Source organism: Streptomyces chrestomyceticus JCM 4735, from assembly GCF_003865135.1.
Taxonomy (GTDB): Bacteria; Actinomycetota; Actinomycetes; order Streptomycetales; family Streptomycetaceae; genus Streptomyces; species Streptomyces chrestomyceticus.
On sequence record NZ_BHZC01000001.1, the window covers coordinates 8,759,145 to 8,772,292 of the forward strand.

General features: G+C 75.6%; 6 protein-coding genes. All 6 read right to left on the reverse strand.

The features are described from left to right. Positions 1 to 63 precede the first annotated feature (63 nt). Positions 64 to 3,048 (reverse strand): condensation domain-containing protein, encoded by a 2,985-nt coding sequence (locus tag EJG53_RS37880; protein ID WP_125048673.1) that lies wholly within the window; start codon positions 3,046 to 3,048, stop codon positions 64 to 66. Next, entirely contained in the window at positions 3,045 to 4,904 is a 1,860-nt protein-coding gene (locus EJG53_RS37885; RefSeq protein WP_125048674.1) for a non-ribosomal peptide synthetase, read from the reverse strand. Before EJG53_RS37885 ends, EJG53_RS37880 begins: the two co-directional genes overlap by 4 nt. 1 nt (position 4,905) lies before the next feature. Then, positions 4,906 to 6,822, reverse strand: a complete 1,917-nt coding sequence (locus EJG53_RS37890; RefSeq protein ID WP_125048675.1) for a non-ribosomal peptide synthetase — start codon at positions 6,820 to 6,822, stop codon at positions 4,906 to 4,908. Positions 6,823 to 6,911: 89 nt separating this feature from the next. Further along, positions 6,912 to 8,072, reverse strand: coding sequence for an acyl-CoA dehydrogenase family protein (locus tag EJG53_RS37895; protein WP_125048676.1), 1,161 nt, complete (start codon positions 8,070 to 8,072; stop codon positions 6,912 to 6,914). Beyond that, positions 8,069 to 11,260 (reverse strand): non-ribosomal peptide synthetase, encoded by a 3,192-nt coding sequence (locus EJG53_RS37900; protein ID WP_125048677.1) that lies wholly within the window; start codon positions 11,258 to 11,260, stop codon positions 8,069 to 8,071. Before EJG53_RS37900 ends, EJG53_RS37895 begins: the two co-directional genes overlap by 4 nt. 137 nt (positions 11,261 to 11,397) lie before the next feature. Continuing rightward, a complete protein-coding gene (locus tag EJG53_RS37905; protein WP_244955508.1) occupies positions 11,398 to 12,972 on the reverse strand; it encodes a condensation domain-containing protein in 1,575 nt (524 codons plus the stop codon). Between the last annotated feature and the right edge of the window lie 176 nt (positions 12,973 to 13,148).

Here is a 13,148-nt window from a genome sequence, read left to right on the forward strand (position 1 = left end):
CGGGGAGACAGGAATCTGCGAAAAGCAGGAAAAGCCCGTCCGGCCGACGGCTCCGACAGCCGGTCAGACCTCCAGCATCGCGGCGAGCACCGACCGCCAGTCCTCGCCCGGACGCTCCGTCAGTTCGTCCGCGAGCGTGCGGGCGGGACGGTAGCGGCGGCGGTGGTGCAGCAGGAAGTCCGGCCCGGCCGCCGCGCCGGTGCCGTGCTCCGCCGCGCCGTCCGCGCCCGCATGCGTGGCGTGGATCTCGCTGGAGCTGCCGAGCAGCCGGATCAGCTCGGCGGCGAAGTCGCGCCAGTCGACGTGGCCGCCGACCGCGTTGACCACGCCGCCGCCCGGCCGCTCCACGCAGCTCACCAGCGCACGGGCCAGCGCCGCGCCGTGCACCCAGGGCGCGCCGTACCAGCCGCGCTCCCGTGCGGGCAGCTCGATCGGCTCGCCGTTCCGCGCGGCCTGGAAGAACTGGCCGGTGGCGCCCCAGCGCAGTTGGTCGCGCAGCCTGGCGTGCGGGCCCCACACGATGGGCACCCGCACCACGGCGGCCGCGCCCCGCCCGCCGGTCCCGGCGGCCTCCAGCAGCATCCGTTCGCAGTCGAGCTTGGCCCGGCCGTACGCGGTGAACGGCCCGGTGGGCGCGGTCTCCTCGGTCACCTCGGTGACCGGCGGCTGCCCGTACGCGTCCACGCTGCTGACGAAGACGAAGGTGCCCCGCCGCCACCCGTCCAGCGCGGCGCGCATGGCCGCCAGGTCCACCTCGGGGGAGGTGAAGGTGCAGGCGGCGTGGATCACCGCGTCCGCGCCGGCGGCGGCCGACCGCAGGCTGTCCGGGTCGCCGAGGTCCCCTTCGCACACCTCGATGCCGTCCGCCGCGAGCAGGTGCGCCGACTCGGGCCGTACCAGCGCCCGTACGGGACGGCCGCGTGCCGCCAGCTCCCGCAGGACGAAGGCGCCCACGCCGCCGGTGGCGCCGGTGACCAGGACCGTCCCGGTGCGGGCCGCCGCAGGCCGCGCGGCACGAGCAGGCGCGTCCGCGGGCCGGGCCGCGCTCTGTACGGCGGCCAGTGCCGTCGCGCGTTCCTCGCTCCGCTCGTCCAGCAGGGCCGCGATGGCGCGCGGGCTCCGGTGCTCCATCACGTCGAGGCCGGTCAGCGGCAGGCCCAGCCGTTCGCGCAGCCGGTCGGCCAGTTGCACCGCCAGCAGCGAGTGCCCGCCGAGCAGGAAGAAGTCGTCGTCCAGCGCGGGCCGCCGCCCCAACAGCTCGGCGAACGCGTCCAGTACGGCCTGTCCGCGCACTCCCACGGTTGCGGAGGGCGCGGCCGTCGCCGGTGCGCCCGGCAGACGGCCGCGGTCCACGCCACCGTCGGCCGTACGCGGCAGTACGTCCAGGACCGTCACCGCGGCCGGGACCAGCTCGGGAGCCAACCGTGTACGCAACGCGGCCCGCAGGCCCATGGGGTCGAGGGAGCCCGTGCGGCTCGGCACGACGTACGCGAGCGGCGGGCGGCCGTCGATCTCCAGCAGGAAGGCTTCGGCCACTTCCGGCCGGTCGCGGAGGCACCGCTCTGCCGGGTGGGCCGTCGCCGCGCCGTCCGGGGCGCCGGATGCGCACTGCGGCCTGGCGAGCGGGTGGCCGGGGTCGGCGGCCACCGCCGCCAGCAGGTCGGCGAAGCCGCGCAGCAGCCGGTGGGCCGTCCGCTCGTCGAGCCGCGCCCGGTCGTACTGCACCAGGCAGCGCGGCGGCGCGCCGTCGCTGCGGTCCTCCTCCACGTAGAAGCCGAGACCGAACTTGGCCGTCTCCAGGTCGACCTCGACCGGTTCGCTCACCAGACCCGGCAGCTCCAGGGCGGCAGGCGCCCGCAGCACATCGGCCGTGACGTCCACCAGCGGATGGCCGTCCGCCCCGCGGGCCGCCGCGCCGAGCCGCTCGACGATCAGGTCGAACGGCACGTCCCGGTGCTGCTGCGCCTCCATCAGCGCGTCCCGTACCCGGTCCAGCAGCTCGCCGAAGGTGCCGGTGCTCCGCGCGTCCACCCGGACGGGCAGGGTGTTCACGCACAGGCCGACCAGCTCCCGGATCTCCGCCCGGTCGCGGTGGCTGCCCGCGCAGCCGAGCACCAGGTCCGTACGGCCCGTCTGCTCCAAGAGGGCGGCGTACGCGGCGGCCAGGACGACGGTGAACAGCGTGCTCCGGTGCTCCCGGCCCACCGCGCGCAGCCCTTCGAGGACGGCGGGCGGCAGCGGCTCGGCGAGCAGTGCGGCCTGTCCGCGCCGGGCCGGGGCGCCGGAGTCCGCGGCCGGGGCGGGCAGCGGCACTGGCCGGGCGCCCGCGAGTCGCCCTAGCCAGAACTCCAGGCCGTTCTCCAAGGCGTCCACAGCGGCGTGCTCGCGGCGCGCGTAGTCCGCGTACTGCGGCGCCGGGGTGGCGAGCGTGCCGGGCAGCTCCCCGGTCAGCGCGTCGTCACCGTCGAGCGCCGCCTCGTACAGCGCGCCCAGCTCGCGCGCGACAATGGCCAGCGAGCCACCGTCGATGGCGATGTGATGCAGCGTCAGCAGCACGGTGTGGTCCTCGGCGGCATGCCGTACGGCCAGCGCGCGCAGCACCGGACCGCTCGCCAGGTCGAAGGGCCGCTCTGCGGCCTCCCGCAGCAGCTCCGCCACGTCACCGTCCGCCGTCACCACCTCGACCGGCACCGGACCAGCGTCCAGCGCCTCCTGGTACGGCTCGCCGTCACGCTGCCCGTACCGCATACGCAGCACCGCGTGACGGCGTACGAGAGCGGTCAGCGCCCGCCCCAGGGCTTGCGGGTCGAACGGCCCGCGCACCCGGGCCGCGAACGGTACGTGGTACGCGGCGCCGCTGCCGCCGAGACGGTCCATCAGCCACATGCGGCGCTGGGCCGCGGAGAGCGGTGCGGGACCTTCTGTGCCTTTTGTGTCTTGCGTGTCGGTGGCGTCCGTAGGCGCCACGCTTCCGCGCTTGGCGGCCTGTCGCTGACGGGCGATCCGCAGCAGCGCCGCCTCGCGGGCAGTGTCCGGAGCGGTGGTCATCGCAGGTCCTCCGAAGCGGTTGAGGCGGTCGGCCCGTCGCCGGGCGCGCCCGGGCCCTCGTGCAGGTGCAGCAGCGCCCGTTCGACGTGTGCCGCCTGGGCGGCGACGGTGGGGGCGGCGAAGAAGTCGGCGAGCGACAGCTCCACGCCGAGGTCCTCGCGGAGGTCCTCCACGACGCACAGCGCCAGCAGCGAGTGCCCGCCGAGCGCGATGAAGTCCGCCTCGGGGTCGTCCACCGGGTGGCCCAGGGCCTGGCTCCACAGGTCGGCGACGACCTGCTGGAGGGGCGAGAGGCCGTCGACAGCGGCCGGGGGGCTCCCGGCCTCCGCGCCACCGTCCGGTTCCCCGCCCCCCTCCACCGTCCGGCCGGCCAGCGCCCGCCGGTCCACCTTGCCGACGCCGGTCATCGGGAGCGCGTCCACGAACGCCCACGCGTTGGGCACGAGATGGGCCGGCAGGCGGCCCTCCAGGTGGGCGCGCAGTGCCGCCGCTCCGGCGGCCGCACCGTCCTCCCGTACGACGAAGGCCACCAGCCGCGCGTCGTCCGGCGCCGGACGCTGGACGACCACGGCCGCGTCGGCGACCCCGGTGTGCTCGCGCAGCGCGTGCTCGATCTCGCCCGGCTCGATCCGGAAGCCGCGGACCTTGATCTGGTCGTCGGTCCGGCCGTGGAAGTCCAGCGTGCCGTCGGGGCGCGCCGATACCACGTCGCCGGTGCGATAGAGCCGCCCGGCCGTCGGGTGGCCGACGAAGGCTTCCGCCGTACGGTCCGGCTGTCCGACGTAGCCGAGTGCCAGCCGCGGGCCGCCGAGCCACAGTTCGCCGCGTACGCCCGGCGCCACCGGTCGGCCGTGTTCGTCCATGACGTACGCGGTCGTCCCGGCGATCGGGCGGCCGATGGGCGGCGGGGCGTCGCAGTCGGCGTCCGTCACGCGGTGCGCCGTGGCGAAGGTGGTCGCCTCGGTCGGCCCGTACCCGTTGACCAGTTCCAGCCACGGGTGGGCGCGCAGTACGGAGCGCGAGTGCTGCGCGGACAGTGCCTCGCCGCCCACCAGCACGCCGCGCAGCACCCCGAAGAGCGGGGACCGGCGGGCGGCCAGGTGGTGGAAGAGAGCGGTGGTCAGCACGGTGACGGTCGCACCGAGGCGCTCCGCGTCCCGCGCCAGGCCGGTCGGCGAGAGCCGGTCGGCGGTCGAGACCGCGACCGCGGCGCCGTTGGCCAGCGGAGCCCACACCTCGAAGGCGGCGGCGTCGAACGTGACGGGGGAGTGGAACAGCACCCGGTCGCGGGGCGTGACGGTCACGTACTCCGGCCGGTGCGCCAGGCGCGCGATGCCCTGGTGGGTGACGGCCACGCCCTTGGGCTGCCCGGTCGAGCCGGAGGTGAACATCACGTAGGCGACGGCGTCCGGGTCGTAGGCGTCTTCGGCGGGCGCGGGCGCGTCGTCCCCGGTGTGTTCCGCCGTGCGGGCGGGCGGCGGCAGCGCCCGGTCACCGGGGATGCCCGCCGCCTCCACCAGGTCCTTGTCACCGACCGTCAGTGCCGCTCCGGCCGTCTCCAGCATGGTCGCGATGCGCGGCGCGGGGTAGTCGGCGTCCAGCGGTACGTAGTGCCCGCCCGCCCACCAGACGGCGAGCTGGGTGACCACGAGGGGCACCGAGTGCGGCAGCAGGACGCCGACGGCGGCGCCGGGGCGCACGCCGCGGTCCCGCAGCACCCGGGCGAAGGCACGGGCCTCCGCGGCGAGTTCCGCGTACGTCAGGAACGTTTCCCCGTCGGTCACCGCGAGCGCGTCGGGGGTGGTGCGGGCGAAGTGCGCGACGAGTCCGGGCAGGCCGGTCGTGAGGGCCGTCATCTCACACCCCCGCCAGGTCGGCGGCGGCACGCCGGGTGTCCACCAGCGCCGCCAGCGCCCGCAGGTCGGGCTGCCGCAGCACCTCGGGCGCCCGCAGCCGTACGCCGCAGTGCTCCTCGATGCCGGTGAGCAGCCGGGCGGTGGACAGGGAGTTGCCGCCGGCCGCGGCGAAGTTGTCGCCCGTGCCGAGGACCTGGTTGCCGAGCAGGTCGCGGCAGAGCCGCAGGACCAGTTCTTCGGTCGGCGACTGCGGTGTGCCGTCACCCTCCGGAGCCGCGGCTCCGTCGGCCGCCGCCTCTTCGGCCGCCAGGAGTGCGGCCCGGTCGACCTTGCCGTTGGCGTCCAGCGGGAAGCTGTCGAGGAACCGTACGACGGCCGGTACGGCCTGTTCGGGCAGCCAGCCGCGGGCCTCGCGGATCAGCTCGTCCGCGGTCGGCACCGGCGCGCCGGGGACGGGCAGGACGAAGGCGACGAGCCGGGTGACCCCGCCCGTGGCGGTCCGCACGGCGACCGCGGACCGCCGTACGCCCGGGTGGTGCTCGAACGCGGCCTCCACCTCGGCGAGTTCGACGCGTACGCCGCTCACCTTGACCTGGTCGTCCAGCCGCCCGAGGAAGTCCAGCACCCCGTCGGGCCGCATCCGTACCCGGTCGCCGGTGCGGTAGACCCGGGCGGTCCCGGTGACGCCGTCCGGCGGGGCCACGAAACGGGCCGCCGTCAGGTCCGCGTCCAGGTAGCCGAGCGACAGCACATCGCCGCCGATGCGCAGTTCACCGGCCTCGCCGCGCGGGACCACCCGGCCCGCCTCGTCGGTGACGCAGACGACGGCGCCGTCGACAGGTGTGCCGATCGGCGGGGGAGCGGTGTCGCCCTCGTCGGCCCCGACGTGGTGCACCGTGGTGACGACGGTGGCCTCGGCGGGCCCGTAGGCGTTGTGCACCCGGGCCGTGACCTGCGGCGCGGGACGGCGGCGCAGCCGGTCGCCGCCCACCACCAGGTGGCGCAGGTCGGGGAGTTCGGGCCAGGGCCGTTCGAGGACGGTCTCGGCGAGCGGCGTGGGCAGGATGGCGACGGACACCCTGGCGCGCCGCCACCAGCCGGTGAGGGCGTCCGGGTCCCAGCGCACCTCCTCGGGCGGCACGCTCAGCGTGCCACCGGAGGTGAGCGCCGCCCACAGCTCCTTGAGGTGCGGGTCGAAGGAGACCCCGATCAGCAGGCTGTGCCGATCCCCGGGCCGGGCCCCGGTGTACGCGTGGTACCAGTCCAGCAGCGAGCCGAGCGACGGACGGCCCACCGCGACGGCCTTCGGGGTGCCGGTGGAACCCGAGGTCAGTACGGCGTAGAAGGTGCCGGGCGGAGCGGTCGGCGCGGTGGCGGTGACGGGCCCGGCGCGGAACGCGGCCACGACGCTGCCGGCCGCGTTGGCGCCCTCGGAAGGCAGCGGCAGGGACAGGGTGCTCGTCCCGGCCCCCGTACGGTACGCCGTCGGCAGCAGCGCGGGGTCGCCGACGAGGCAGGCCACGCCCAGCCGCTCGGTCACCGCCGTCAGCCGGTGCTCGCCGGGGCGCGGCCCCAGCGGCAGGTAGACGGCACCGAGCCGGGCGAGCCCGACCGCCACCGCGACCAGCGCGGCCGAGCGGTCGAGGCACACACCGACCAGGTCACCGGGGGACACCCGGCCGCGCAGCGACTCGGCCACGACGTGCGCCAGGGCGTCCACCTCGGCGTAGCTCCAGGACAGTTCGCCGTCCTCGACGGCAGGCGCGTCGGGGGTGCCGCGCACCCAGTGCTCGTACCGGGCGAGGATGTCGGACCGGTCGGCGGCCCCCGCCGGCGTACCGGGTGCGGCGCCGTACGCGATGCTGAGCAGGTCGTCCTGCGGACTGCTGCCGGGACGCTCGTGCGCTGAAGTACTCATGATTCCTCTGCGGTTCGCAAGTTCACGCATTCGAAAGGGGCGGGGCCGGGGGCGGTGGTCCGGCCCCGGGGCCCCAGGGGGCGGACGGCTCAGCCGAGACCCATGGACCGGGCGACGATCACCTTCTGGATCTCCGAGGTGCCCTCGATGATCGTCATCGACCGGACATAGCGGTACAGGAACTCCAGCGGGTGCCCGCGCACCCACCCCGTGGCGCCGTGCACCTGAAGGGCCCGGTCCACCACCCGCACCGCGGTCTCCGACGAGGTCAGCTTGGCCAGCGCGGCGTTCTCCGGCGCCTCCGTGCCGTCGTCCACCAGCCGCGCGCAGGCCAGCGTCAGCAGCTTGGCCGCCTCGATCTCCGCGCGGCTGGTCACCAGGTGCTCCTGCACGTGCTGGTACGCGCCGATGCGCTCGCCGAAGGCCCGCCGCTCACGGGCGTACGCGATGCCCTGCTCCAGCGCGTACTCGGCGATGCCGTCGCACATCGCGGCCACCACCAGGCGGCCCCGGGACAGGCTGTCCATGCCGTTGCCGAGCGCCGAACCGACCCCGTCGGGGCCGCCGATCACCGCGTCCTCCGGCACCCGCGCGTCCTCCAGCAGCAGCTCGTACAGAGGCTCGCCCGACATGCCGTCGTACCGCTGCCCGATCCGCAGCCCCGGATTGCCCGCCTCCACGACGAAGGCCGTCGGCTCACCTCCGGCCGAGGCTATGACCAGGGTGAAGTCCGCCCGGTCCGCGTTGCTCACGAAGGTCTTGCGGCCCTTGAGCACCCACTCGCCGGTCGCCTCGTCCCGCACGGCCGTGGTGGTGAGCTGGAACGCGTCCGAGCCCGCGTGCGGTTCGGTCAGCGCCAGGCAGCGCACCGCCTCGCCGCGCACCAGCGGCTTGAGATAGCGCTCGATCTGCTCCGCGGTACCGTGCCGCAGCAGCGGGCTCGGGCCGTCGGAACCGGCGAGGGCGTACGGCGCGAGGGGGCAGCCGCTGCGGCCCGCCGCGTGGTGCAGCAGCACCACGGCGGTGAACGGCATACCGGAGCCGCCCAGCTCCTCGGGATAGTCGCCCGCGTAGAAGCCGAGGGCCGCCGAGCGACGGCGCACATAGTCCCGCAGCTCGGCCGGGGGCAGGTCGGCGTCCTCCGGCAGGTCCGCCGCCAGCGGCACCAGCTCCTTGCGTATGAACGTCTCGAAGGACGCCACCAGTTCCCGGTGGCCGGCCTCCAGGACCGACGAGGGGGAGCTGCTCACGCCGCCACCTCCCGCACCGCACGGGCCTGGTCGGCCAGCACCGGGTTCTGGAAGAACAGCCGCAGCGGCGGCCGGCTGCCGAGCCGGGGCTCCAGCCAGGCGGCGAGCTGCGCGGCCAGCAGGGAGTGGCCGCCGATCTGGAAGAAGTGCGACGCCGGGGTGAAGTCGTCGTGGCCCAGCACCTCACGCCACGCCTCGGCGAGCAGCGCCACCTCCGGGTCGGCGGGCTCACCGGACCCCTCGGCCGCGGTGCTCCCGGCCGCCTCCTCGGGCGGCAGTTCGGCCACCCGGCGGGTCAGGGCCGCGCGGTCGGGCTTGCCGCCCTGCAGCGTCGGCATGGCGTCCAGCCGTATCCAGCGGGACGGAACGAGCGCGGTGGGCAGCCGGCGGGACAGCGCGGCGTGCAGCTCCTGCTCGTCCAGGCCGGCACCGTCCCCGGCGCGGGACTCCAGGAAGCCGATCAGCCGCGGCCCGGCGGGCCCGCCCGGGTCCAGCACGACGGCGGACGACCGGCCGCCCAGCTCGGCGGAGGCGGCGGCCTCCACCTCCTCCAGCTCGATGCGGTAGCCGCGCAGCTTGACCTGGTTGTCGCGGCGGCCCAGGAAGCAGAGCCGCCCGGCCAGGTCCCGGTAGCCGAGGTCGCCGGTGCGGTACACCCGCTCGCCGCCCAGGGCGTCCGGCGTCACGAAGCGCTCGGCGGTGGCCTGCGCGTTGCCGAAGTACCCGTCGGCCAGCCCGGCGCCCGCGACGGCCAGTTCACCGACCGCGCCCGCGGGCAGCGGCCGCAGCCCGGTGTCGAGCACATGCACCCGGGTGCCCGGCAGTTCCACGCCGAGCGGCACCTCGGCACCGTCCCGCAGGTCCGCGCGGGTCACCTCGTGGACGGTGCTGGTGATCGCCGCCTCGGTCACGCCGTACGCGTTGAGGACGGCGACCGACGGCGACCCGGCGGCGGCGTCCACGGCGTCGAACAGCTCGCGCAGCGCACCGACCGGCAGCCGCTCACCGCCCAGGACGATCGTGCGCGGCGCCCAGCGGCCGTCCCGCAGCGCCTCGCCCAGCTCCTGCCGTACGGCGAGGAAGTAGCTGGTCGGCAGGTTGGCGACGGTGACGCGACGGGCCGCGAGGACCGCGGTCAGCTCGTCCGGGGTGGGCACCTCGCGCTGCGGCAGCACCAGGCAGGCACCGGCCAGCAGCGACGGCAGCACCTCCTCCAGCGCCACGTCGAAGGACGGCTGGGCGAAGAGCAGTACCCGGTCCCGCTCCGTCAGGCCGTACCGGTCCGCCGTGGCGCGGGCGTGCTGCGCCAGCGCCGCCCGGCTCACTACGACCGGCTTGGGCAGGCCGGTGGAGCCGGAGGTGTGGATCACGTAGGCGGCGTCCTTGAAGGCGTCCGGGCCCGCGTCCTGAGCCGGGGCCGCAGCTTCGGGGAACGCGGGGCCGTCCAGCAGCGCCACCGGCAGCCCTTCGGCCGGGAGGGACAGCGCGCTCTCCCGGGTGGCCAGCACCAGCGCCGGGTTCAGCCGTTCCACCAGCGTCTTCAGGCGGGTGGCCGGGTCGTTGGGGGAGAGGGGGCAGTACACGGCGCCGGTCCGCAGGCAGGCGAGCAGCGTGACGACGGAGTCCGTGCCGCGCGGGAGGACGGCGGCCACCGGACGGCCCTCGGTCACTCCGGCCGCGCGGAGCCGGCGCGCCAGGTCGTCGACCTGGGCACCGAGCTGACCGTACGTCAGGCTCTGGGCGCCGCCGACGAGGGCCGGGCGGGCGGGGTCCTGGCGGGCGACCGGGTCGAGCACCTCGTCGGTGGGGAGGGCCGCACCGCTCTCCGCGTCACCGGCACCGGCCTCCTGCCGGTCGGCTCCCAGCGAGGCCCCCAGGGAGGCCAGCGGCGCGTCCGGCGTCGCCAGGTAGGCGCGCAGGACGTCGAGGAAACGTTCCGACAGGAGCCGGACCACGTCCTCGCCGAACAGGTCACGGTCGTAGTCCCACACCAGCGTCATCCCCGCGGCGCCCTGCCGTGGGCCGACCGTCCGCCGGTCGTCCGGCATCAGCACCAGGTCCAGGTCGAAGCGCGTGGTACCGGTGTTGAAGCCCTCGTAGAGCGCCACCTCCAGCTCCGGCACCTCGATCTCCGGCAGCGCCGCGTCGTGCGCGCTGAACATCACGCTGAACAGCGGGTTGTCCGCGCCGGAGGTGTGCCGCCCGAGCGCCCGGGTCAGCTCCTGCACCGGCACCTCCTGGTGCGGCAGCGCCCGGATCAGCGTGTCGGTGACCTCGTCCACCGTCTCCAGCGCCGCGGCGGCCGGGTCCGGCCGCAGGCGCAGCGGGATGGTGTTGACGAACATGCCGACGGTGCCCTCGAAGCCCACCGGACGGTTGCCCACCGCCGTACCGACAACGATGTCGGTCCGTCCGCTGTGCCGGCGCAACAGCTCCGCGAACAGGCTCAGCAGCGTGGAGAACGGCGTGTGCCCCTGGGCGCGGCTGCTCTCCCGCAGCCGCTCGGCCAGGTCGGCACCGATGGCCTGGCGGAGCTGCCCGCCCGCGTGGCGGCGCTGCGCACCGGGCCGGGCGAGACCGGGCAGCGGCAGGTCGAAGGTGGCGTCCGACAGCTCGGCCGTCCAGTGCGCCAGGCTCGCCTGCCGGTCGGCGACGGCCGCGGCGCGCGCGTGCTCCTCGTACGAGCGTGCCGCCGACAGCTCCACCGGCTCGCCCAGCACCTGACCCCGGTACACGGTGAACACGTCGTCCAGCAGGATCGCGAAGGAGTGACCGTCGTGGATCAGGTGGTGCTCGACGTGCACGACACGGTGGTGCCGCTCGCCCAGCCGGGCCAGGCACCAGCGCAGCAGCGGCGCCTCGGTGGTGTCGAGCGGCGTCTCGGCCTCGGCCCGCAGCAGCTCCTGGAACGCGGCCTCCGGGTCGGCCTCCTGGGACAGGTCCACGGTGCGCATCCGCGGCGTACATCGTTCGCGTACCCGCTGTTCGGGTACCTCGCCCGGCCGCTCGACGAGTTCGAGGCGCAGGCCGGCGTGCCGGTCCAGGGTGGCGCCGAGCGCGGTGCGCAGGGCCGCCTCGTCGAGCCGGCCCCAGAGGTCGATCGACGCCGTGAAGTTGTAGGCACGGCTGCCCGGCAGCATCTGCTCGTGCAGCCAGACGACGTCCTGGGACGGTGAGAGTCCGAACATGGTCCATCCTTCGGGTGGTGGATGAGGGTGAGCACGGCCCGGCGCCCGCTGTCGGTCGGACGCGGGGACGGGCGGGGTGGTGCGGTACGGCGGAGCCGGGCCGGCCCTGGGTGGGGGCCGGGGTGCCGGCGTGCGGGTCAGGCCACCGGGGTGGCGGAAGGGGTACGGGGCTGGCCGGACGACTCGGCGGGCCGCCCGGACGGTTCGGTGGGTTCACCGGACGATTCGGTCGGCTCCCCGGACAACTCGGCGGTCAGGGCGGCGAAGGCGTCGTGGACGAGCCCGTCCGGGAAGGCGTCCCGGTCCCAGGCCAGCCGGACGAGCAGATCGGTCCCGTACGAGACGGAGACCGCGAACGGCGCCTGGAGCGGCCGCCCGTCGATGTGCACCTCCCGGCCCGCGACGCCGTCCAGCTCCAGCGGCGGACGGCGGTGCAGGTCCTCGAAGGTCAGCAGGCCGTCCAGTTGCCCCGTCCAGGGGACGGTGGCCGTCCGGGCGGCCCGGACCACCTCGTCGAACGGGGTGTCGGCGTGGTCGAGGTCGTCCCACCAGGTGGTGGTCAGGTCGTCCGGGCCGCAGGCGAAGGCCGGGTGCACGACGGTGTTGAGGAAGCAGCCGAGGACGGGCGGCGCCGCGGCGGGGCGGCCGCCCCAGGGGTAACCGAGCAGCGGCGTACGGCCGGGCGCGCCCGCCTCGGCCAGGGCGCGCGCGACACTGCCGCACGCCCCGAGCAGTACGGGGAAGGCCGTGGCCCGCCCGTCACCGTCACGGACCGGCAGGCGCGCCTGGAGTGAGCCGGTGGGCCGGGGCGCAGCCGGTGCGGACGCCTGCTGGGACTGTTGGCTCTGCTGGGCCTGCTGTGTCTGCTGCGTCGCGGGCTGGCCGGGACCCGCACTCGCGTCACCGCCCGCGAGCGCCGGGGCGATCCTGCGCGCCCAGTACGCGAGCGCGTCCGGCCCCGACGCCCGTTGCTCCGCGTCGAGTTGCAGGCGTACGGCCTCCCGGTACCCGGCCACTTCCACCGCGGCACGGTCCTGCGGCACATCGCCGGGACCCAGCCCGTGCCCGTACGCCTCGCCGAGATCGGCGGAGATCCGGCCGAGCGACTGCTCGTCGCACACGGCGTGGTCCAGGGCGAGGGCGAGGATCTCCACGGGGCCCGTGGCGCCGTCGGCGTCGGCGTAAGCACCGGCGTCCGCGTGGGCATCGGCCAGGAACAGCCGCAGCGGCGGCCCTTCGGCCGACCAGGCCAGCAGCGTCCGGCGCAGGGCCGCCGCCGCGCTCTCGCCGGGCCGCGGAGTCACCCTGTTCACCTGAGCCTCAGGCGCACCGAGCCGCTGGACGGGCGCACCGCGCAGGACGTCGGGCCGGGTACGCAGCGCGGGGTGCGCCGCGGTCACATAGCCCGCGGCCGCGCGCAGCCGCTCCAGGTCGATGGTGCCGCGCGGGAAGGCGAAGAACAGCGGTACGACATCGGGCCGGCCGCCGGGCGCCAGCCGCCGGGCGAGCAGGAACCGGCGCTGCGCACCGGTGACGGGCAGCAGCGCCGCCGGGTCGCTCACCCCGGCGGCGGCCTTCTCGTAGCGGGCGAGGTACTGCTCCGTGATGTTGCCGGTGACCCGGCGGACACCGGCGCCGGTGGTGAAGCGGGTACGGACGCCGGTGCCGGCCGGCTGGCCGGTGCTGATACCGGCTGTCGTGCTGGGGTCCACGATGACCTCCTTCGCGCCGCCGCGGACGGGGCGTTGCGTACGAGACGTGTAAGGCGTACGAGACAGAGCGGACACGTACGAGACGTATGGGCCGCGTGTGACGTACGAGATGAACGAGCGGTGTGCGGCGTGCGGGCGCAGCCGCGCACGCGGGAACCACGCGGGGCACGGCGGCC